This is a genomic window from Halopseudomonas formosensis, assembly GCF_900115905.1.
GTDB lineage: Bacteria > Pseudomonadota > Gammaproteobacteria > Pseudomonadales > Pseudomonadaceae > Halopseudomonas > Halopseudomonas formosensis.
The window spans coordinates 165,043-186,804 of the sequence record NZ_FOYD01000002.1 but is presented as its reverse complement, the minus strand read 5'-3'; the positions used below and the strand labels follow the sequence as shown (position 1 = coordinate 186,804).

The 21,762-nt window shown below is 51.7% G+C and carries 18 protein-coding genes; 17 read left to right on the top strand and 1 reads right to left on the bottom strand.

The window, feature by feature from the left end; translation table 11 throughout:
- Positions 1-15: 15 nt before the first annotated feature.
- The 13 genes from BM046_RS03875 to BM046_RS03815 all read left to right on the top strand — a co-directional run bounded on the left by BM046_RS03875 (position 16) and on the right by BM046_RS03815 (position 14,652).
- The gene (locus BM046_RS03875; protein ID WP_218149995.1) at positions 16-1,314 is read left to right on the top strand and encodes a lipopolysaccharide biosynthesis protein; all 1,299 of its coding nucleotides are present in this window, start codon (positions 16-18) and stop codon (positions 1,312-1,314) included.
- Positions 1,307-2,449: a CapA family protein gene (locus tag BM046_RS03870; RefSeq protein ID WP_090537176.1), complete on the top strand. Its 1,143-nt coding sequence runs from the start codon at positions 1,307-1,309 to the stop codon at positions 2,447-2,449. The genes BM046_RS03875 and BM046_RS03870 overlap by 8 nt, the downstream gene beginning before the upstream one ends.
- 280 nt (positions 2,450-2,729) lie before the next feature.
- Positions 2,730-3,647: an ATP-grasp fold amidoligase family protein gene (locus BM046_RS03865; protein WP_090537175.1), complete on the top strand. Its 918-nt coding sequence runs from the start codon at positions 2,730-2,732 to the stop codon at positions 3,645-3,647.
- A 468-nt stretch (positions 3,648-4,115) separates the two neighbouring features.
- Complete coding sequence (locus tag BM046_RS03860; protein WP_090537172.1) at positions 4,116-5,012, top strand: glycosyltransferase family 2 protein; 897 nt, start codon at positions 4,116-4,118, stop codon at positions 5,010-5,012.
- A gap of 3 nt (positions 5,013-5,015) precedes the next feature.
- Positions 5,016-6,230 carry a hypothetical protein gene (locus BM046_RS03855; RefSeq protein ID WP_143084145.1) on the top strand — a complete coding sequence of 405 codons (1,215 nt, stop codon included), beginning with the start codon at positions 5,016-5,018 and terminating at the stop codon, positions 6,228-6,230.
- Between the two features lie 226 nt (positions 6,231-6,456).
- A complete protein-coding gene (locus BM046_RS03850; RefSeq protein ID WP_177197781.1) occupies positions 6,457-7,374 on the top strand; it encodes a glycosyltransferase family 2 protein in 918 nt (305 codons plus the stop codon).
- The gene (locus BM046_RS03845; RefSeq protein WP_177197780.1) at positions 7,374-8,636 is read left to right on the top strand and encodes a glycosyl transferase; all 1,263 of its coding nucleotides are present in this window, start codon (positions 7,374-7,376) and stop codon (positions 8,634-8,636) included. The genes BM046_RS03850 and BM046_RS03845 overlap by 1 nt, the downstream gene beginning before the upstream one ends.
- Entirely contained in the window at positions 8,636-9,442 is an 807-nt protein-coding gene (locus BM046_RS03840; protein WP_218149994.1) for a glycosyltransferase, read from the top strand. Before BM046_RS03845 ends, BM046_RS03840 begins: the two co-directional genes overlap by 1 nt.
- A gap of 15 nt (positions 9,443-9,457) precedes the next feature.
- Positions 9,458-10,429 (top strand): NAD-dependent epimerase, encoded by a 972-nt coding sequence (locus tag BM046_RS03835; RefSeq protein ID WP_090537163.1) that lies wholly within the window; start codon positions 9,458-9,460, stop codon positions 10,427-10,429.
- A 61-nt stretch (positions 10,430-10,490) separates the two neighbouring features.
- Positions 10,491-11,657, top strand: coding sequence for a nucleotide sugar dehydrogenase (locus BM046_RS03830; RefSeq protein ID WP_090537161.1), 1,167 nt, complete (start codon positions 10,491-10,493; stop codon positions 11,655-11,657).
- Between the two features lie 118 nt (positions 11,658-11,775).
- Positions 11,776-12,225 carry a hypothetical protein gene (locus tag BM046_RS03825; protein ID WP_090537160.1) on the top strand — a complete coding sequence of 150 codons (450 nt, stop codon included), beginning with the start codon at positions 11,776-11,778 and terminating at the stop codon, positions 12,223-12,225.
- Between the two features lie 329 nt (positions 12,226-12,554).
- Positions 12,555-13,838 carry a sugar transferase gene (locus BM046_RS16380; RefSeq protein ID WP_235818563.1) on the top strand — a complete coding sequence of 428 codons (1,284 nt, stop codon included), beginning with the start codon at positions 12,555-12,557 and terminating at the stop codon, positions 13,836-13,838.
- A 46-nt stretch (positions 13,839-13,884) separates the two neighbouring features.
- Complete coding sequence (locus BM046_RS03815) at positions 13,885-14,652, top strand: ElyC/SanA/YdcF family protein (protein WP_235818574.1); 768 nt, start codon at positions 13,885-13,887, stop codon at positions 14,650-14,652.
- Positions 14,653-14,859: 207 nt separating this feature from the next.
- Here the strand turns inward: BM046_RS03815 and BM046_RS03810 are convergent, their stop codons facing one another.
- Positions 14,860-16,110, bottom strand: a complete 1,251-nt coding sequence (locus tag BM046_RS03810) for a DUF2235 domain-containing protein (RefSeq protein WP_090537158.1) — start codon at positions 16,108-16,110, stop codon at positions 14,860-14,862.
- Positions 16,111-16,305: 195 nt separating this feature from the next.
- Here BM046_RS03810 and galU point away from each other — a divergent pair, with 195 nt between their 5' ends.
- The 4 genes from galU to BM046_RS03790 all read left to right on the top strand — a co-directional run bounded on the left by galU (position 16,306) and on the right by BM046_RS03790 (position 21,762).
- Positions 16,306-17,190: a UTP--glucose-1-phosphate uridylyltransferase GalU gene (galU, locus tag BM046_RS03805; RefSeq protein WP_090537156.1), complete on the top strand. Its 885-nt coding sequence runs from the start codon at positions 16,306-16,308 to the stop codon at positions 17,188-17,190.
- A gap of 10 nt (positions 17,191-17,200) precedes the next feature.
- Positions 17,201-18,496: a UDP-glucose dehydrogenase family protein gene (locus BM046_RS03800; RefSeq protein WP_090537155.1), complete on the top strand. Its 1,296-nt coding sequence runs from the start codon at positions 17,201-17,203 to the stop codon at positions 18,494-18,496.
- Between the two features lie 215 nt (positions 18,497-18,711).
- Complete coding sequence (pgi, locus tag BM046_RS03795; protein ID WP_235818562.1) at positions 18,712-20,319, top strand: glucose-6-phosphate isomerase; 1,608 nt, start codon at positions 18,712-18,714, stop codon at positions 20,317-20,319.
- Between the two features lie 48 nt (positions 20,320-20,367).
- On the top strand, positions 20,368-21,762 hold the full coding sequence (locus BM046_RS03790; RefSeq protein ID WP_090537151.1) for a phosphohexomutase domain-containing protein: 1,395 nt from the start codon (positions 20,368-20,370) through the stop codon (positions 21,760-21,762).

Genomic DNA, 21,762 nt, shown 5'->3' with positions numbered 1-21,762 from the left:
TTTGGAAGCATGCACTTGCTAACCCGTATCAAACAGCTTGGTCAAAGCAAATTCGTCCGCAACGTAGCCATAGTTGCCACCGGCACTGCCGGTGCCCAAGCCATTACCATGGCCTTTGCACCGGTCATCACGCGACTCTATGGCCCGGAAGCCTTCGGCCTGCTGGGTACCTTCATGGCAATACTGGGGGTACTAACGCCCATTGCCGCACTTACCTACCCGATTGCAATCGTGCTGCCGAAATCAGACACAGACGCAAAAAAACTCGCAAAACTCAGTGCATTAGTAGCGCTGATTGTTACGTCTATTGCTGCAGCTGTACTGTTGACAGCAGGGGACTGGATTGCTGACGCATTAAGCTTGGGAGCCGTTGCTGGGTTTCTTCTACTTATCCCGCTCGCCATGCTGTTCGCGGCTTTTCAGCAGATATTTACTCAATGGCTCATCAGAAAAAAACAGTTCAGGATCACTGCCAAAGTAGCCGTTCTGCAAGCTTTCATAATGAACTCCGCAAAAGCCGGAGCGGGTTGGTTTCACCCGGTAGGCGCAGTACTGATAGTGATTGCGGTGGGCGGTCAGGCTCTCCACGCGCTTCTCCTATGGGCTGGCACCCGTAGCAAAGAGGCGGCACTGCCAGATAATGACGAGAGCGCCGGCACGCTTCGGGAGCTGGCAAACCGCCACAAAGACTTCCCACTATACAGAGCCCCCCAGGTTGCTCTGAATGCTCTTTCTCAGAGTCTGCCTATTCTCATGCTGGCCAGCTTTTTCGGTCCGGCTGCAGCGGGGTTTTACACTCTCGGCAGAACAGTAATGGGTGTGCCATCCACACTGATCGGTGGGGCAGTTGGGGACGTTTTTTATCCACGGATCGCGGAAGCAGCGAATAATAAAGAAAAACTGTTCAACTTGGTTCTGAAGGCAACAGGTGCACTAGCTGCTGTTGGCTTTGTTCCGTTTTTTGTTGTGATCGCTACAGGCCCATGGCTGTTTTCGTTCGTATTTGGTGCCGAGTGGGTTGACGCTGGGGAGTACGCCCGCTGGATCGCGCTGTGGATGTATTTCATGTTTATGAACAGTCCCAGCAATAAAACGATACCTGTGTTAAAAATTCAGGGTTTTTATCTGTTTTTTACCGTTTTTACAATTCTGATCAGGCTAGTTGGCCTGGGGGTGGGCTACTTTGTGTTCTCCAGCGACCTGGTAGCTATTGCCATATTCGGTGTTTCTGGGGCAGTCATAAATGTTGTAATAATTGCTATTGTTTTGCTAATGGCTAAAAAGTTTGATAGCAAGAGGTCTTCGGATGGCTAAAATATTCATTTGTGGCGACGTTGTAAATACAGAAAAGCAGTCCGGGGAAATACTGTCGCCAAGCTTAGAGCAGATTGTTCTTGGAGCGGACTACGCTATCTGCAACTTTGAGGCGCCGGTTGAAGGTGCGGGTTCTCCAATAGCTAAAAGTGGTCCTCATATTCAACAAAAAGCGACTACTCTCTACGGATTAAAAAAACAAGGCTTCGATTTAATTCAGCTTGCCAATAATCATATAATGGATTTTGGTTCGTCAGGCTTGATGGAAACAATCAAGCAGGCGCACTTGGCAAAACTTGACGTCATAGGTGCTGGAGCTGATTTTAACAGCGCTTATAAGCCGTTAATTAAAGAGATAAATGGTGTTGTTTTTGGGATCATCAATGCATGCGAGGCGCAGTTTGGAGTTTTAGACTATTTTCAGGATAAGAATACTGCGGGCTATGCTTGGATCAATCATAACCAAATCGATAAAAATATTATAGACCTGAAAAAGCAATGCGATTTTGTGCTGGTACTTTCTCACGCTGGGCTAGAGAATTACAGCATTCCGCAAAGAGAATGGCGCGAGCGTTATCAGCATTTTTGCGATCTGGGTGCGGATGTTGTTGTAGGTGCGCACCCCCATGTACCGCAAGGCTTCGAGGAATACAAAGCTTCATTGATTTTCTACAGCCTGGGAAATTTCTATTTCGACTGGGGAGGGCATGCAGCGAATGACGATAAGTCCTATGCGGTTATGCTGGAGTTTGATAAAGCCTCTAGAATTAAGGTTACGCCTGTCTTTCATATAACCAGAATTGAGCAAAGAGTCGTAGATGTCGCGAATTACAATGAGAGGGTTGATATCAAGGCTTTGTCCGAAAGTTTAAAAAATGGATACGAAAAACTACATGAAATGATGGTTTTGTCCGCTTATGAGAAAGTAAAAACAAATTTTTTACGTGGCTTTTCAGTTATACCCCGAGGACATGGACTTAAGTCTACTATTAAAGAGCTTGTTGCGAGCTTGCTAGGGCGGCGTAAGCACATAGACAAAAAAATATTGTCTTTGCATCTAATTCGAAACGAAGCTTATTACTATGTCACAAGGAATGCACTCGAGTTAGAAGCGCGTGGAAAGGCAAAGAAATGAGCGAATCCTTGCTTATTATTAGAGCCGCCAGGTTCGGCAACATAGTAATTGATATGTACATCGACGCGCGACCCTCTGTATAACGAATCCTGACGGCCTCTGGCTTTATTATTAAGGTGACCGGTCGAGACAAATGTTAACGGCGGCGTTGGAGGAATTGTTGGTAACGTGGCCGGGACACAGAAAGAATATAAATAAATCGTCGATGGAGCCTCATTGTATGTGTAACGAAGCATATCTCAATGTGGCTTGATATTCGAACTTCAAGTGGAAAAAGCTAATGGCAAAGTATGGTAAAAAAGCTCTTCCTGATTTTTTAAAAAAGGGAATGCATAAAGTATTTCATTTTTTCGTTCTTGCTATAAACGTGTGCTCACCTGCTTTGGCTACAAAGCTTTTGCATTTGAAGACTACCGGAAGATGGCTTGATTTAGCTAGCCCAAGGGACTTCAATGAAAAGCTGCAGTGGCTGAAGTTTAACGAGGACCCAGGATTAAAATCAGTGTGTGCAGACAAATATGCTGTATACAGCTATATCGAAAAAAACCATGACAGCTCAATATTGAATAATTTGATCGCTGTTTATAATAAGCCTTCTGAGATAATTTGGGATGATTTGCCGGATAAGTTTGCCCTTAAATGCACCCATGGGTGCGGCTACAATATTGTAACCAAGAATAAGCGGGAGCTCAATTTCGAGGATGTCTATATTAAGTTAAATAAGTGGATGGGTGAGAAGTTTGGGAGAAAGCATTTAGAGTACCACTATGATTTAATAAAGCCAAAGATAATCGTAGAGGAATACATTGAAAATCAAGCTGGATTACTCCCGCTTGACTATAAAATTTATTGTTTTAATGGTGTGGCTAAGCTGGTTCTAGTATGCTCGGAGCGTGAGGATGGTTTGAAGCTGAATTTCTTTGATCTGGATTGGAATCGAATGGCGATAGGCCATGAGAAAGATGAGAGTTCCAAGGAAATTGATAGGCCAAAATGCTTCGATGAAATGGTGCGTCATGCAGAAGCTCTTGCCAAGCCATTCAAATTTGTTCGCGTAGATTTCTATGATAAGGATGGTGTTCCTATATTTGGCGAGATGACATTTACCCCGGCAGCAAATATGGCAAGTTATTATAACGAATATGGTCTAAATTTATTAGGCGAGATGCTTGTCCTGGAAGGTGGTGGACGCAGCTGATTGTATATAAACAGTAGGTTGTTGACGTATGTCTTGAAAAAACAGAGTGATATCCATAAGTTGGCACCTGCTAGCTCTTCGAACATTGGAGAGTCGCTTCGTCGGGCATTATCCCGGAGGTTGTCAGTTAAAAAACGTTAGGTCGTCACGTTAAACTCGAAGACCCACTTCGACGTAAAAATATCGATTTAAATGAGTCGGCATTTCAGTATGCTCATCTTGTACGGATGGCCAGGAACCTGACAAAGAACATGGCCTTCGCTTCTTGAGTGCGCGAATTCTGTGTTGTTCAAGCATCAGCGGCATCGCGTTGCCGCCTTGCCACTATCGACCTTCTAAACGTAATTAATGCGCCGTTTGCTCATCGCCGAGTAGCCCGCATTTTGGTCTCATCCGCCTTCCGCACCGTGTAAGTTTGCACTGCTTGTAAAGGTAGGATGGGGCGAATGACCTGAAAGAGTTCACAGTATGATGAGTAAAGAAGAAAAATGTTTTGTGAGTGTGATAATCCCTACTTACCATGACTGGGACAGGCTGCAACTATGTTTGAACGCGTTGAGTAAGCAGACTTACCCAAAACAGTTTTTTGAAATTATCGTTGTTAATAACGATCCAGAAGATAAGCCTCCTGAGTCACTTCTATTACCCGAAAACTGCCAGCTCCTGGAGGAGCGTAAGCCAGGTTCGTATGCGGCTAGGAATGCAGCGTTGAAAGTCGCGAAAGGTGAAGTGTATGCGTTTACTGATTCAGACTGCCAACCTCAAGAAGACTGGCTAGAGGTTGCGGTAGAGGTTATTAGAAGTGACCCTAACTACGCAAGAGTGGGTGGGCGTATAAGTCTTATTACCAAAGGTGATAGGCCAACGGTATCCGAAGTTTATGAGAAAGCCTTTGCTTTTTCTCAGAAAGAGTTTGTTGAGAATCAGGGTATGGCCGCTACCGCGAATATGATAGCAAAAAAACAGTGTTTTGACGAAATAGGCCATTTTGATTGCAGCTTGATGTCTGGCGGTGATGCGGAATGGGGTAAAAGAGCTGATTCTGCAGGTTTTAAAATAAAATATGTTAATCACTGCGTTGTGTGGCACCCAACGCGTAGCCGACTTTCTGAGTTGATACAGAAAACGCGTCGTGAAGCTGGTGGGCACTTTAATATCACTAAGAGGAAAGGAGTGATAGCAACGTTGGTAACGATTTTAGCCGGAGTGTTACCTCCGGCTCGGTCTTTAAGTAGGCTGATGCTCAATAATGAGTTGAGAGTCAGTGAGAAGGTGGTTGCGTTTTCTGTGAGATATCTTTTGCGTATTGTTTCGGCTGTTGAGCGACTGGCACTGTTGTTGGGTAAGGGTGCAGAGAGGGTCTAGTTAATGTTACTTAAATTAAATAAGCAAGGCTTCGCCTTTAAGTTGAGGATAGTTTCTCCTATTCTGATTTTGTTATGTGTTCAGCTGGTGGGTTACTTTTTATACTCAGGATTTCATCTTTCTCCGACATTTTACGCTTCGCTGATCGTTGTTGGATGTTATGTTTGTAGCATTCTTGCTATATTTGCAATTTCATTAATATATAATGTGGGCGAAGATAGTAGGTTGTCATCCGTCTTTAGTGTTAATAAAGGTCTCTTGATTTTTATTTTTTTTGTTGTATTTTTTACTATGAATATACCATCGTTTAATATGGTGGTATATGGCGTGACGTTTGGGTTTGATATGGTCAGGCAGAATTATTTTTCGAATGATGACTTTAAGTCTGCAATGTTCGGTAGTGTGTTTGTTTGGGGGTTGGCAAGGTTTTATATAGTATATATAGTTATTTTTTTTATAGTTATGTTGATAGATGCAAAGGATCGATTTCAAAGGATTGCTTTTTATTATTTTCTTTTTTCCCTTGTGGTTTTTGGGGTTGCGTCGGCTGGCCGGTTTTACATATATTATATGATTCTGATATTGTTCTATCGAACGATATTATTAGATAACTCTATAATTGCGTTTCTACGAAAGAATGTTTTTCTTATTTCAGTGTTGTTTTTATTTTCTGCGGCTATTGTAAGCATGCGTTTGGATAGGGATGGTCTTTCCACCTCTTTGGAAGATATGTACCGTATTCTTGAGTACCATATAGTACAGCCCTTTCTTTTTTCTCAAAAGATAGATGGCAATGAACTTTCCCTTAGCTCATATCCTTTGCAGACGGTGGTAGAGAGTTTTCTTTTTCCATTTTATAAGATTTTCTTTGGGATTGGTTTTTCTGACATAATATACGGCATGTACGACAATGTTTTTAATGAGTTTACGCTTTATTCATATAATGGAGATAAGTACTATAACGCTTTTGTTACTTTCTTCCCTTTTGTTTATTCTGAAACGGGGGTTGCTGCCCCGTTGTTTGTTTTTGTTTTTTTGATTTTTATTTTTAATGTTGGCATGTTTTTGAGGTCAAAGCATCTTCGTATTAAATATTTTATTCTTGTTTCTATATTAATCTACTTTAGTTTGTTTACTTACCCTGTTTTTGCTCCAGGGGCTTTGCTGGTGTTGTTTTTTATGCTGACTTTTGGACGCCTGATCCATAAGGAAGGCTAGGTTCTGTACGAAAAGTCCGAACGGGTAGAGTTGACGCCATGACAGGCTGGAGGCTCGCATGGCAAAGCGTTACGAGCTCCCGGATGCCGCTTGGGAGCTGATCGCAGATCTGGTTTCCCACTGTTTTGGATTGTTTGCGTGGGCCAATGGCAATGGCAGTTGGTTTTAATAAGTATGTCTTTGATAGCTGTGCTTTATGAGCGCTATTTTTGGGAAGGGTTTCTCTATGAAAAAAAACACTATAGCCGTTGTCATTCCAACGCATAATCGTCCAGAGTTGCTGAGAAGGGCTGTTCAAAGTGTTCTTGATCAAACAGTGTTGCCTGATGAGATAATAGTTGTTGATGACTTGAATGATGCTGCAACAAAAGAGATGTGTTTTAGTTTGAATAGCAATCTTGTTCGCTATGTTCCTAATCTTGAAGGCAGAGGAGCCTCTTCTTCAAGGAACTTGGGCGCAATTAGTGCGATGTCGGAGTTTATAGCGTTCCTTGATGATGATGATATATGGCTGCCTGAGAAGCTGGCGAAGCAATGTGAGTTGATAGAAAAAAAAGACCTGGATGTATGTTTTTCTCAGATTCTAATTCAATATGAAGGTACAAAAATTAATTATGTGACCCGCTCAAACAATCTGCCTAACCCAAAAACTGAAATACTCGTTGAGAATTATATTGGCGGAACCATCTCAGCTATCATTCGTAGAGAGCTTTTTCTAGCAGTTGATGGCTTTGATGAGTCGTTTGGCGCCCGGGAGGAATACGATCTATGGATAAGGTTAATTCATGCGGATGCTAAGGTTGGGGTGGTTGAAGAGCCTTTGGCTATTGCTTTCAGGTCATTAACTAAGCGTAATCGTATTTCGCTAAATGTTGATAATTATATAAATGCCATTGAAATGTTAAACTGCAAGCATCAGGGCTTGGTAGATAGACGTTTGAGTGCCGAACAAAAGAGGTTGCGTAAAAGAAAGCAGTTCGACTTTATAGCTGCTCAAGCAGTTTCTATTGGATTGAGAAAAGAGGCTGTTCAGTATTATTTTAAATCAATAACGGTTAGGCCAAGCATTAAGTCTTTAATTGGCTTGTCTGTGAGTGTGATCTCACCCACATTATTGATCAAATTAAGGGAAAAATTAGGCTGATGAGCAACTATAACCCCCTGGAGCGCGCCATTGCTCGCACGCTTAGTCGATTTCCTTTTATAAAACAATTGGCTAAGTCTGCTTATTCACGGCTGATGTATGTTCGAAATAAAAAGCCGTACAAAAGCCAGGCTGTCAGCTCGCCAAATATTATTGCTAGTTCATCGGGTTCTAGTTTTTTTGGTTATTACGATAAGTCTCCTGAAAACTCTAAAGGTTTGGTTTTATCCTGTAGTACGGATGCAAATACTTCAAAACTACCAGCTTTGAACCAAGAGATTAAATTGTGTGTTTTTAACCAGCAAGGTGATGTGCTTGTCCAAGTGCCTGTAAATGCTCATAACTGGCAACAAGGCTGCCGTGCACAATGGTTGGATGACGATTTTTTTATTTATAATGACTTCAATGAGGATGCGAAAGCTTATATCAGTAGAGTTTTCTCTGTATCTGATAGGCGAGAGGTGAGAACGTTCAGTTATCCAGTGCAGGATAGTTTTAAGAGAGATTACTTTATATCGCTTAATTACCAGCGACTGATGACATTAAGACCGGATTATGGATATCGTAACCTGCCAAATCTAGATGCTGCAACGTTAGCTGATTTAAAGATTGATGGCCTATGGAAGATCGACTTTGCAACTGGTGAGGCAAGACTGCTTATAAGTATTGCAGATGCTTGTCGGTTAAAGCATGATGATGCTTTTGGTAGCGCCGTGCATAAACTTAATCACGTTATTATTTCGCCAGACGGTTCTCAATTTATTTTTATGCATCGATTTTTAGTCGATGGTCAGCGTTTTGACCGATTGATAGTAGCCAACTCTGAAACAGCAGAAATGCGTTTGCTTGCTGATTACGGCATGGTTAGCCATTGTTTTTGGGCAGATAACGAAACTGTTTTGGGTTATTTGCGTGGCCCTAATGGCAAGGATGGATATTGGCTGTTAAATGTAAACAGTGGTGAATTTAAAGAGTTGCCTTGTTCAGAACTAGAAAAATATGGTGATGGACACCCTCATGTTCATGGTGATTGGTTTATTACGGACACCTATCCTGATAAGGCACGCATGCAACATTTGCTCTGGTGTAATTGGAAAACCGGAGAAGTAAAGCATGTTGGTGAATTTTTTCATGGATTTGAGTTTAACGGTGAGTCGCGTTGTGATCTTCATCCACGCTTATCGCCAGATGGTAAATCAGTTTATTTCGATTCTGTTTTTTCTGGCCAGCGCCAACTTTATAAAATGGATTTGCCTGTCTGATGCTTTCCGTTCTCTTGTCGGTTTATAAAAACGAGCGCCCTGAGTTCCTTGACCATGCACTGACTAGTATTTATGACGACCAACAATTGAAACCTGACCAAATCGTTTTGGTTAAGGATGGGATTTTAACTCCTGAGCTTGAGTCGGTAGTAACTGCCTGGCAAGAAAAAATCGGTGATGTGCTGGCTGTTGTGGCCTTAAGACAAAATGTGGGCTTGGGAGTTGCTCTTAATGAGGGGTTGAAGTACTGCAAACACGAGCTGGTAGCTCGTATGGACACAGATGATGTTGCTTTGCCGGATCGCTTTGCAAAGCAAGTTGAGTTTATGCAGGCCAGCCCGGATATTGTAGCCTCAAGCGCCATTCTGGAAGAATGGGATTCAGGCTTGCAAAAGAAGCAGGGGGTAAGACACTTGCCTTTGGAGCCCGATGCTGTCTTGAAATTTGCCAAGCGCCGTAGCCCTCTAAGCCACCCGGTGGCTATTTTTCGAAAGAAAATCGTTCTTGATTATGGCGGTTATCCTCCCTTAAGAAAATCTCAGGATTATGCCTTATGGTCTCTGCTGTTAAGCAAGGGGCATAAGTTGGCTAACTTGCCGGATGTGTTGCTGAAAATGCGTACAGGAAACGAGATGCTTGGCAGGCGTGGCTGGGATTACTTTAAACAAGAATACCGATTGTTGAAGTATCAGAGAGAGATCGGTTTTCTATCTTACTCAGGTTTTATTGTAAATGTACTACTTAAGGGCGGCTTGCGCGTGGCCCCTGATTTTGTCAAGCGCTGGGCGTACAGGTTCGCACGTTAAAGGTTAAATACCGTTATGAAATATCTTGTCACCGGCGCTGCCGGTTTTATCGGTATGTATGTTGCTGAGCGTTTGCTGGAGCAGGGCCATGAGGTGGTCGGGTTGGACAACCTTAACGACTATTATCTGCCGGCCCTAAAAAGCTACCGGCTATCACGTCTCACACTTCATCGTAACTTCCACTTCGCTCAACTGGATCTGGCCGATCGGGACGGCATGGCTGCGCTCTTTGCTACGGAGAATTTCCAGCGGGTTATCCACCTTGGCGCTCAGGCCGGTGTGCGCTATTCGCTGGAGAATCCTTTTGCCTATGTGGACAGCAACCTGGTTGGGACGATGACAGTGCTGGAGGGCTGCCGCCACAATGGGGTGGAGCACTTGGTGTACGCCAGTTCCAGCTCGGTGTATGGCATGAATGAGAAGGTGCCGTTCAGCGAGTCCGACATGGTGGATAACCCCGTATCTCTATATGCTGCCACCAAAAAGTCTAATGAGCTGATGGCACATAGCTATGCCAAACTGTATGGCATCCCGGTTACAGGGTTGCGCTTTTTCACCGTGTACGGTCCCGCGGGCCGGCCTGATATGGCGCCCTGGTTATTTACTGAGGCAATTCTGAAGGGCGAGTCGATCAAGGTGTTCAACCATGGGAGAATGCAGCGCGATTTCACTTATATCGACGATATTGTCGAAGGTGTGTTGCGCATTCAGGATGTGATACCTACCGGCGAGGTGCCCTATAGCCTTTTCAATATCGGTAACAACCAGCCCATTGAGTTGTCCAGATTTATCCGGGCGATCGAGGCGGCGTGCGGTCGTGAAGCAGAAAAGGTTTACCTGGAAATGCAGCCGGGTGACGTTGTCAGGACCTACGCCGATACCGACCGTCTGGAGTCTGTGGTGGGCTATAAGCCGAAAATGGAAATAGAAGAAGGTATTGCCAGGTTTGTCAGTTGGTACGAGGACTTTGTATCCACTGGCAGGTAATTTTTATGAGGCTTGGCTACAGTACACTTGGCAAGCCGCTTTGTAAGGAATGTTATCAATCATGAAAATTGCGGTAGTAGGAACAGGATACGTTGGCCTGTCCAATGGCGTGCTGCTGAGCCAGCACAATGAAGTGGTGGCGCTGGACATCGACAAGGAAAAGGTTGCGCTGCTGAATGACCGAGTCTCGCCCATTGAGGATGCCGAGATTTCAGACTTTCTGAAGAACAAACCCCTGAACTTTCGTGCAACGCTGGACAAGCATGAGGCTCTGGGCGGTGCCGAGTTTGTGGTGATTGCTACCCCGACGGATTACGACCCGCAGTCCAATTACTTCAACACCAGCACCGTTGAGGCGGTGATTGCGGACGTTATTGCGATCAACCCCGCTGCGGTGATGGTGATCAAGTCAACGGTGCCGGTGGGTTACACCAGGGCGATCAGGGAAAGGTTCAACACCGACAACATCATTTTTTCGCCGGAGTTTTTGCGAGAAGGGCGTGCGTTGTATGACAACCTTTACCCCTCGCGCATTATCGTTGGTGAGCGCAGTGAACGAGCCGAGGTGTTCGCTGAGCTGCTGAGGCAGGGCGCCGTCAAGAAGGACGTGCCTGTGCTGTTTACCGGCTCGACCGAGGCCGAGGCGATCAAGCTGTTTTCCAATACCTATCTGGCCATGCGTGTTGCGTATTTCAATGAGCTGGACAGCTACGCCCAGGTGCATGGGTTGGATACCCGGCAGATCATCGAAGGGGTGGGGCTTGATCCGCGTATTGGCCATCATTACAACAACCCTTCATTCGGTTACGGCGGGTACTGCTTGCCCAAGGATACCAAGCAGCTGCTGGCCAACTATGACCAAGTGCCGAACAATCTGATCAAAGCGATCGTGGATGCCAACCGTACGCGCAAGGATTTTATTGCAGATTCCATTATTGCGAAGAATCCCAGGGTGGTGGGCATTTACCGTTTGGTGATGAAGTCTGGCTCGGATAACTTCCGCGCCTCGGCCATCCAGGGTGTGATGAAGCGTATCAAGGCCAAGGGTATTGAGGTGGTGGTGTACGAGCCGGTTCTGGATGAGGAAACTTTTTTTGGTTCTCGGGTATCCCATGACCTGGACGCTTTCAAGAACGAATGCGACGTGATCGTGGCTAACAGGCTATCTGATGAACTCAAGGATGTGGCGCAAAAGGTCTACACGCGGGACTTATTCGGTAGTGATTGAGTGTGGTCCTGCTCTCTAGGTAAGCTCGCAGGTCCTTTGTAGCTGGCTCCAGCGCCGGCTCGCTTTTCTTTTGGGGTTTATATGGGTTACGCATCCTTCCGCCGTCATTCGAGCTGGTATGAGCGGGTATGGTTCAGTGGGCTTTTTGTGGGAATGGGGTGTGCTTGGGATACGCTGGCCAAGGTTTACCGAGGCGCAGCTCAATACCCTGGCCGTTACCTTTATCTCCTTTGCCATCGCTTTTGTCGCAACCAGACGCATTCAGCGCTACCCGGGAGCCCAGACTCTGGGGTATCTGCTTACCTTGCCTGTTCTTATTTGGGCATCCGGCCTGTTGGTTCTGTCATTCTCCCGTGAGGATTATTCATGGCCGGTTTTGTTTTCCTCGCTGGTGCTGAATATAGGTTGGATCATCTCCAGCTTCTACGGTAAGCAGAAACTGCGGTCGCCAACCTTTGCGCTGGTGCCTTTTGGCCGGGCCAAGGTGCTGTTGAAGCAGGTGAATGTGCGTGTGAAAGCCCTGCAGAAGCCTTCACTTGAGGGGCAGCGGGTCCATCCAGCGAGGTAAAGCCACGGGAGGGCCACTGAGGACGGTACGGTGATCTTCAAGCTGCTCCAGAGCGCCGAGAAGCGCTGGAAGCGCATTAAGGGGTTCAGTAAGCTGGAGCAGGTCGTGAACAACGTCCGGTTTCAGGATGGGTAGCAGGTAAGCGATCAATCAGACAGGACTGCCGCCTGACTGCCATCCACCAGATTTGACTATAACTCCGCAAGGTGTCTTGCAGCCGTTCTTGCACCAGCGCTCTCTTTTGTCGGTTAGAATGGCGCGCCACCTATGCTCGGGGCCATGATTTATCAGTGATTTTCTGACCTTCTGACTGCCTGCGGGAGTATGTTGTGCCCAACAGTTTCAAACGTCGTCATTCGCGCTGGTATGAAGTGCTACTATTCAACCAGTTTTTCCTGTTTTTGCTTGGTTATGTGGTTGTTGTTCTGGTGCCAAACTGGATCAGGTGGGGCGAGGCGCTCATGCGTTGGCCCATGAACGAGACCCAGCTGAATACGCTGATTGCCAACAGCTTGGCCTACACCGCTTCCTTTTTCATTTTGCACAAATTCAAACGGTTTCCGGGCACCAGCACGCTATCTTTTATCATCCCAACGCTGCTGATGTCCTGGCTTATTGTCTTCGCTATTATTCTGTTCCTCCGTGAAGAGTCATATGCGAGGCAGGTCCTAACCTACTCATTTTTGCTGGCTAACCTATGGGCGTTTGCGGGTTTCTTCCTTGGCGGGCGTTTTCAGCAGCCCAAGCTTGCGGTGGTGCCCTTTGGGCGAGGTGTGGAGTTGGCTGGCAACCCGCATGCAATCATTACCATGTTGGATAAGCCTGATCTGCGCGGTCGTCGGTATGACGGCATTGTGGCGGATCTGCATTCCAAGGCTCTGCCGAATGAGTGGGCGCGTTTTCTTGCGAAATGTACCCTGGCCCGTATTCCTGTGTTTCATACTCAGCAGATTATCGAATCGGTCACCGGCAGGGTTAGGGTTGATCATCTCTCGGAGAACATCTTTGGTGCCTTGCTGCCCTCTGGGTTTTATCTGGCTTTCAAACGTCTGATTGATGTCTTTACCGTGCTGCTGTTTGCCCCTTTATGGGTGCCTGTGATGCTGATTACGGGTCTGGTCATTAAGCTGGACAGCGAAGGGCCGATGTTTTTTATTCAGGAGCGGGTGGGGCAGGGTAATAAGAGCTTCAAGGTGTATAAGCTGCGCAGCATGACCAGAGACTCAGAGAAGGATGGAGCGCAGTTTGCTCAGGCCAATGACATGCGCATCACCAAGGTAGGGCGTTTTATCCGCAAGACCCGTCTGGATGAGATTCCCCAGTTTATCAATGTTCTCAAAGGCGAGATGAGCCTCATAGGACCCCGACCCGAGCAGCGGGCCTTTGTGGAGCGCTTTGATGAGGAAATTCCGTTCTACTCGTATCGCCACGTGGTGAAGCCCGGTATTACCGGATGGGCCCAGGTGGTGCATGGTTATGCGGCAGATGCGGACGATACCAGCGTGAAGATCGAGCACGATTTTTATTACATAAAGCACTTCTCTCTTTGGCTGGATATTCTGATCGTAGTGAAGACCATCAAGACCATTCTTACCGGGTTTGGGGCTCGATAAGCGCACTTGCCAGTAAGAGCAGGATAAGGAGCGGTGTTTGACCGATGTGAGTTTCTACACCCTGATCAAGGTCATGGCCGCACAGCTTCTGATGCCGCTGCCATTCTGCACTGGGTTGTTGTTCTTTGGATTGCTGCTTCGGTTGCGTTGGCGCAGGGCAGGAGGCAGCGTTGTTGTTATTGCGGTGTTGCTGCTGGTGTTGCTCAGTTGGGCTCCGGTTGCCGATCGCTTGCTGGGGCCTGTAGAGGCGCGGCATCCAGCGCTGCATGATTGGCCTCCTGAAGAATCCGTGGCGGCGGTTATGGTGCTGGGTGGCGGCTATCAGCCGCATCAGCCTTGGGTGGTGACCGGGCAGCTGAGTGAGGCTTCGGCCAATCGTCTGCTGGAAGGCCTGCGCCTGTGGCATCGTCGGCCGGATGCGCTCTTGCTGGTGAGCGGGGCGGATCGCCGTGCTGGGGTCGAGCCCATGGCTCGGGCTTTTGGTCGCATAGCTATGGATATCGGCGTGCCTGACACCCATCTGCGGATGCTGGATTTCGCAACGGATACTGGCGAGGAAGCGCGCGCGGCGGCGAGGGTGCTCGGGGAAGGGACGCAGCTGTTGCTGGTGACCTCCGCCTCCCATATGCCCCGGGCGATGGTACATTTTCGCAATGCGGGCTTGAGGCCCATTGCGGCCCCGACGCATTATTTGGCGCGGCGGGATGATACGGACCGCCTCAGTTATTGGATTCCTTCGGCTCGGCATCTGGAAAAGAGTGAACGGGCAATTTACGAGTGGTTGGGGATGTTGGCTACCCGGTGGGAACGATAGGCTGGGGTGGTTTGCATGGGCCCGGGGCGCCTGCAGGGGCGTCGCGTTGTGGGTTGTAGGAGCACCCGTGTCGGGTGCGATATGGGGTGGCGCATTTGGGCGTGCTGGGCACGCCGTTCGCACCGGGGCGGTCCGGCGATCCGGCGGTGCTCCTACGGTGGGCGCCGTTTGTAGGAGCACCCGTGTCGGGTGCGAAAGCGGACTTCGTCACTCTGGCCAGGGTATTTCATTGGCCGCCATCACTTCTCCATCCCACCCCACTACTTCTATCTTCTTTCCTTTTCTCTCGCTGATCAGCGCCGCCAGATTCGGTGGGCGGTAGGGTTGCAGGGGGCTGTCTTTGTCCTCCGCCAGGTCATGCTGCACCTGGGGCAGGCGCCAGCGCTGCAGTGCTGATATGTGCAGGTATTCATTCACGGTTTCTTCGTTGCTGTCGGGCAGGTTGCGTCTGCTGTTCTCGGGTTTGAAGAGGTTGCGGATCAGGCCGTCGACCTTGCCGGTGGGTGGTGTGAGCACGTTGCAGAGGGTGCGCAGGTACGGATAGGGGTAGCTGGTCATGTACAGGGCTGTGCGGCTTTCGATGCCCTTGCCCTGTACGCACTTCTCCACCGGGAGGTTGGCCGGGTTAAGGCCCCGATCGGTTATCTCGAGCGGGGTATGCCTGCGCACGCGCTTGATCATCCAGTCCAGGGCGATATCCGAGAGACGATCATCCTGATAGGAGCCGCCGACGTTGGAGTGCACGCCGGGGAACCATACCTGTTCGACGACCTGCCCTGGCGGCAGTGGTTGGTCGATGGGCTTTTCCCAAAGCGTGGGAGGAAAGGCGCCGCGTTTCTCGTCGATGGCCAGGGCGTGCAGGGCGACGTCGATATGCGGGCCCAGGTGCACATCATGGAAGTACCAGCGGCTTGCAAGTGAAAGTTGTTTGGCCAGATCGCCGGGTATGCCCAGTGAGCCGACGGTATCCCAGACGCCGACGCATTTGACCTGCACGCGCTCATGACGATGGACATCCGGGATGCGTTTGATGGCGGCCTGCTTCTCTTCTCTGCTGAGTGTGCGGTCCCGCCAGATGTCCAGCAGCTTTTCCAGTGGCCGGCCCAGACAGGCGGAGCAGAAGATGCCGGCCAGGTTGATCAGCCCTGCGAGACTGCGGGCGGTGTAGGCGCCGCGGGAGAAACCGAACAGATAGATCTCGTCGCCGGGGTGGTAGTTGTTACCGAGAAAGCGGAAGCCGTCGATGATGTTGGCATCCAGTCCTGCTCCGCTGAAGCCGCCGCGGATCTTTTCTCCATTGCCGGTACCCACACCGCGGCCGTAGTAGAGGATCTGGCTGGTGCCTCGGCTGTCCACCGATGGTATGGAGCGCAGCAACTTGACCACATTGGTGACCTTGTCGCTCTTGTCGTTGGAGTTCCAGGTGCCGTCCAGGCAGAGGATGAGGCGGCGTGTCATGGCATGTCCCCCGTTCACGTTCTTGTGATGTCGGACTGTTATAAACAAATTGGTTGGTGGGGGCTGCGCTCTGGTTCACATTCGGACTGAACTCCGTCCGCGCTTGGGTTAATATCCGGGCCGCGAAAGTTTCTGAACTCTGTTCCCGCTGGGCTTTCCTATTCTCTGATTGATGACTGATATACAGGAGTTACCGTGAAGGTTACCAAGGCAGTTCTACCGGTTGCCGGTCTGGGCACGCGCTTTCTGCCCGCCAGCAAGGCGATCCCCAAGGAAATGGTCACCGTGGTCGACAAGCCGGTTATCCAGTATGTGGTGGAAGAGGCTTTGGCGGCGGGAATAAATGAAATCGTGCTGGTGACCCATTCGAGCAAGAAGGCCATCGAGGATCACTTCGATGTGAACTACGAGCTGGAAGCCGAGCTGGAGCGTCGTGGCAAGCACGAGCTGCTGCAGGTGCTGCGTGATATTGCCCCCCCACAGCTTAAGGTGACCGCTGTGCGCCAGGGCCGTGCGCTGGGTCTGGGCCATGCGGTGTACTGCGCTCGTCCGGTAGTGGGTAACGAGCCCTTTGCGGTGCTGCTGCCGGATGTGCTGGTGGAGCAGCGGGGGCCCGAGAACGACCTGCAGCAGATGGCGCGGCGTTTTGTAGAGACCGGCGGCCATGCGCAGATTCTGGTTGAGCCGGTGCCTGAGGAGTTGGTCAGCCAGTACGGTGTGGTGGATGTGCATGGCGTTGACCTGCAGCCGGGGCAGCATGCGCTGATGAGCCGGGTTGTGGAAAAGCCGCCCCGTGATCAGGCACCGTCGAATCTGGCTGTGGTCGGGCGGTACGTGCTTCCGGCACGCATCTTCGATCTGCTGGAGAACACTCAGCCCGGAGCAGGTGGCGAGATACAGCTGACCGACGCCATCGCGGAGCTGATGCAGGGTGAGGGCGTGGAGGCCTGGCATATTTCCGCCCGGTCCCATGACTGCGGCAGCAAGTTGGGATATCTGGAGGCAACAGTAGCCTACGGGGTGGAGCATCCGACATTGGGTGCGGACTTCCGGGCGATGCTGGCGCGCTATCAAGGCTGAGGACTGGCCCATGTTCATTGCTGTATACGGCGATACGCTCTGTGCCATGGTCAGCGCTGCGGCGCTGGCCTCGACCGGGCATCAGGTCACTCTGCATGTATCCCCCGGTGGGGTGGCGAACACCTTGAATACCGGTAATTTTTCTCTGCGCGAGCCGGGCCTGGCTGATCTGATGCTGGAGCAGAAGCGCGAGGGGCGTCTGCAGGTAGTTGGTCTGGATCAGCGTCCCGACCCGCGTGTGACCGTGCTCTGGCTGGCGCTGGCGCCGGACCTGCTGGACTATGCCCATGAATTGGTCCGCTCACTGCCTGTAGACATCGACCCCGAGTTTCTGGTGGTGAACCAGTCTACCTTCCCGGTGGGCAGCACCGAGGCGCTGCAGCACACCATGCAGTCCCGCGAGGGCGCCGATGCGCGGCATGGCGCTGTTGTGAGTGTGCCTGATCTGCTGACCGAGGGGGCTGCCCTGAACGGCTTTACCCGTTCTGCGCACTGGCTGGTCGGGGCGGATATACCCTGGGCGGGACGGCTGGTGGCAGAGATTCTGCGACCGTTCAACCGCCGCCGGGATTCGATCATGTCCATGCGCCCGCGTGAGGCGGAATTCACCAAGCTGGCGATCAACGGCATGCTCGCCACGCGCCTGAGCTTCATGAACGATATGGCCAATCTGGCGGACAGTCTGGATGTGGATATCGAGAGGGTGCGCCAGGGTATGGGCGCCGACCAGCGGATCGGTGAAGCCTATCTGTATCCGGGCTGCGGTTTCGGGGGGTTGAGTTTCTCCCGGGATGTAATGAGCCTGGCCAGCACCCTGCAGCACAGCGGCCTGCAGGCGCAGTTGATCGAGGAGGTTCTGCAGATCAACGAGCGCCAGAAGGAGGCGCTGTTCCGCAAGCTGTGGCAGCACTATGACACTGAGCTGACCGGCCGCAAGGTGACGATATGGGGTGCCGCTTTCAAGCCTGAGTCCTCGCGCATTGATAATGCACCGGCATTGAAGTTGATTACTGCGCTCTGGGCACAGGGGGCCGAGGTGCATGTGCATGATCCCCGCGCTCTGCCGGCACTGGCGGCCTGGGCGGGGGAGCGGGATGATCTGGTCCTGCATGACGATCCCTACGAAGCTGCCGCCGGCGCTGATGCGCTGATGCTGGTGACCGAGTGGAAGGCCTACTGGAGCCCGGACTTCAAGCGTTTGCATGCGGAGATGAACAAGCCGCTGCTGCTGGATGGTCGAAATGTCTGGGACCCCGAGTTTGTGAAACGGGCCGGGTTTACCTATTACGGGATAGGGCGCAGGTAGGCACCCATTCGCACCCGGGGCGGGTGCTCCTACGGGTTCGGGGGCAGGTTTGGTTTTGTTGTAGGAGCACCGCCGCGGTGCGAACCGCGGACGCGGCGGGCACAGATTTGCGTCTTGGGCAGGCATTCATTCGCACCCGGGGCGGGTGCTCCTACGGGGCCGCGGCAGGTTTTGGTTTTTGCTGTATGACGATCCATTTCAGGAGAGTAAGTTATATGTGGCGGGTCCTGGCTGAGCATGCCAATAACATCAAGGACACCCATCTGGCGCAGTTCTTCGCCGATGATTCGCAGCGCTTCGAGCGCTTGCACGCTGATTGCGGGCCGCTGCTGTTCGATTACTCCAAGCAGCGCCTGACCGTGGAAACCCTCGAGCGGCTGTTCGATCTGGCTCGGCAGCAGCAGCTACCAGAGTGGATCGACCGACTGTTTGGCGGTGAGCCGGTGAACTCCACCGAGGGCAGGGCGGCGATGCATTGGGCTCTGCGGTTGCCCGAGGGAGCGTCCTGTGTGGTTGACGGCCAGGACGTCGCCGCCCAGGTGCACGAGCAATTGCGCCGCATGGAGCGCATCGTGAACAAGGTGCACTCGGGGCAGTGGCGGGGCGCTACCGGCGAGGTCGTGACCGATGTGGTGAATATCGGCGTCGGCGGGTCGGACCTGGGCCCGCAGATGATGGTCGAGGCCCTGTGCGACAGCGCGGCGCAGACCTCCTCGCGCCTGACCGTACACTTCGCCTCAACCATGGACGGCAGCCAGCTGTCCCAGTTGCTGCGCACCCTGAACCCCCACTCGACGCTGTTCATCATCTCGTCCAAGTCCTTCACCACCATAGATACCCTGAGCAACGCCGATACCGCGCGCTGTTGGTTGCAGCACACGCTGGGTGATAAACCGGGCGTGCTGCACTGCCACTTCCTCGGCGTGTCCTCTGCGGTGCAGAAGATGACCGAATGGGGTATCAGCGAAGAGCATCAGTTGCAGATATGGGACTGGGTCGGTGGTCGCTACTCGATGTGGTCCGCCATCGGCCTGCCCATTGCTCTGGCCATCGGTATGCACGGCTTCCGCCAGATGCTCGCCGGTGCCCATCTGATGGATGAACACTTCCGCAATGCCGACTGGTCGCAGAACCTGCCGGTACTGATGGCCCTGGTCGGGGTATGGAATACCAACGTGCTGGGCATCAACGCCCAGGCGGTGCTGCCTTACGATGGCCGTCTCAAGCAGCTGCCGCTGTATCTGGAGCAGCTGGAGATGGAGTCCAACGGCAAGAGCGTGACCCGCGATGGCCAGCCCGTGGAACACCAGACCTGCCCGATCATCTGGGGCGACGTGGGTCCCAACGCGCAGCACGCCTTCTATCAGCTGTTGCACCAGGGTACCGAAGCCGTAACCTGCGACTTCATCCTCCCGGCCCGCCGTTACGAACAGGCCCGGGATGAGGTCACCGCAGAACTCATCGCCCAGCATGAGCTGGCACTGGCCAACTGCCTGGCCCAATCCCGCCTGCTGGCCCTCGGCGACGCAGCGCTGAAGGATGCGGATCAGCTGCCCATCTACCAGCGTTACCGCGGCAATCAACCCAGCTCGACCCTGCTGCTGGACGAACTCACGCCCTACAGCCTGGGAGCGCTTGTTGCCATGTACGAACACAAGGTTTTCGTACAGTCGGTGATCTGGGATATCAACCCCTTCGACCAGTGGGGCGTGGAGATGGGCAAGAAGCTCGCAGTGGATACGCTGGCATGGATACGGGGGCAGGGCGAGGTGAGTGGGGTGGATTCGTCGACGGCGGGGTTGTTGGGGCGGATTTTGAAGTAAACGGGGATAAGCCTCACCCCAAACCAAATATCAAAACAAGGATCTTTTATGTCTGCTATCACCTGCTTCAAGGCGTATGACATCCGCGGCCAGTTGGGCACGCAGTTGGACGAAGGCATCGCCTACCGCATCGCCCGGGGTTTTGCCCAGTGGCTGAAGCCCAGAAAAGTGGTTCTGGGCGGGGACATCCGTGAAAGCTCGTCGGCCCTGAAGGCGGCCTTGGCCAACGGTCTGCGCGATGAGGGGGTGGATGTGCTGGACCTGGGCATGGTCGGCACGGAAGAGGTGTATTTTGCGACCTTCCATCTGGGTGTGGACGGCGGCATCGAGGTGACTGCCTCGCACAATCCCATCGACTACAACGGCTTCAAGCTGGTGCGCGAGGGTGCGCGGCCGATTTCCGCTGACACCGGTCTGGCCGACATTCGGGCGTTGGCCGAAGCGCGGGAATATGAGCTGGTGGACGGGCGGGACCCCAATGTGGCGGATGCCGACCGTGGCAGCTATGAGCTGGTCGACGTGCGGGAGCAGTATGTCGAGCACCTGATGAACTACATCGATCCGGCGGCATTCACTCCGATGCGCCTGGTGGTCAACGCGGGTAATGGTGCTGCCGGTCCGGCGATTGATGCGCTGGAAAAGGCCTTTGCCGATCTGCATATGCCCGTGGAGCTGGTGAAGATCTGCCACAATCCTGACGGCAGTTTTCCCAATGGCATTCCCAACCCGCTGCTGCCGGAAAACCGCGGCATTACCCGCGATGCGGTACTCAAGTATCAGGCGGATATGGGTATTGCCTGGGATGGGGATTTTGACCGCTGCTTCCTGTTCGACGAGCAGGGGCGCTTCATCGAGGGCTACTATATCGTCGGGCTGCTGGCCGAGGCCTTCCTGCAGAAGGAGCGCGGCGCGCGCATCATTCACGACCCGCGGTTGGTGTGGAATACCGTGGAGCAGATCGAGCAGAATGGCGGGGTGGCGATTCAGACCAAGGCCGGCCATGCCTTCATCAAGGAGCGCATGCGGGCCGAGGATGCCATCTATGGTGGCGAGATGAGCGCGCATCATTACTTCCGCGACTTCGCCTATTGCGACAGCGGCATGATCCCCTGGCTGCTGGTGGCCGAGCTGATGTGCCGCAAGGGCAAGCCGTTGTCCGAGCTGGTGGATGAGCGCATCGCTGCCTATCCGTCCTCCGGCGAGATCAATCTCACCGTCAGCGATGCGCCGACCGTGTTGCGGGCCATCGAAGACCAATATGCCCCCGCCGCGCTGGATGTGGATTACACTGATGGCCTGAGCATCTGCTACGCGGACTGGCGGTTCAACCTGCGCGCCTCCAATACCGAACCGGTGATACGACTGAACGTGGAGAGTCGGGGTGATATCGCCCTGATGGAGCGGGAGACCGAGAAGCTGGTAGAGGCGATCAAGGCGGTTTGA

Coding starts and splice junctions, on each gene's coding strand:
- BM046_RS03870 (WP_090537176.1), top strand. CDS start 1,307: ATGGCTAAAATATTCATTTGTGGCGACGTTGTAAATACAGAAAAGCAG.
- BM046_RS03865 (WP_090537175.1), top strand. CDS start 2,730: ATGGCAAAGTATGGTAAAAAAGCTCTTCCTGATTTTTTAAAAAAGGGA.
- BM046_RS03860 (WP_090537172.1), top strand. CDS start 4,116: ATGATGAGTAAAGAAGAAAAATGTTTTGTGAGTGTGATAATCCCTACT.
- BM046_RS03855 (WP_143084145.1), top strand. CDS start 5,016: ATGTTACTTAAATTAAATAAGCAAGGCTTCGCCTTTAAGTTGAGGATA.
- BM046_RS03850 (WP_177197781.1), top strand. CDS start 6,457: ATGAAAAAAAACACTATAGCCGTTGTCATTCCAACGCATAATCGTCCA.
- BM046_RS03845 (WP_177197780.1), top strand. CDS start 7,374: ATGAGCAACTATAACCCCCTGGAGCGCGCCATTGCTCGCACGCTTAGT.
- BM046_RS03840 (WP_218149994.1), top strand. CDS start 8,636: ATGCTTTCCGTTCTCTTGTCGGTTTATAAAAACGAGCGCCCTGAGTTC.
- BM046_RS03835 (WP_090537163.1), top strand. CDS start 9,458: ATGAAATATCTTGTCACCGGCGCTGCCGGTTTTATCGGTATGTATGTT.
- BM046_RS03830 (WP_090537161.1), top strand. CDS start 10,491: ATGAAAATTGCGGTAGTAGGAACAGGATACGTTGGCCTGTCCAATGGC.
- BM046_RS03825 (WP_090537160.1), top strand. CDS start 11,776: ATGAGCGGGTATGGTTCAGTGGGCTTTTTGTGGGAATGGGGTGTGCTT.
- BM046_RS03810 (WP_090537158.1), bottom strand. CDS start 16,110: ATGACACGCCGCCTCATCCTCTGCCTGGACGGCACCTGGAACTCCAAC.
- BM046_RS03800 (WP_090537155.1), top strand. CDS start 17,201: ATGTTCATTGCTGTATACGGCGATACGCTCTGTGCCATGGTCAGCGCT.
- pgi (WP_235818562.1), top strand. CDS start 18,712: ATGTGGCGGGTCCTGGCTGAGCATGCCAATAACATCAAGGACACCCAT.
- BM046_RS03790 (WP_090537151.1), top strand. CDS start 20,368: ATGTCTGCTATCACCTGCTTCAAGGCGTATGACATCCGCGGCCAGTTG.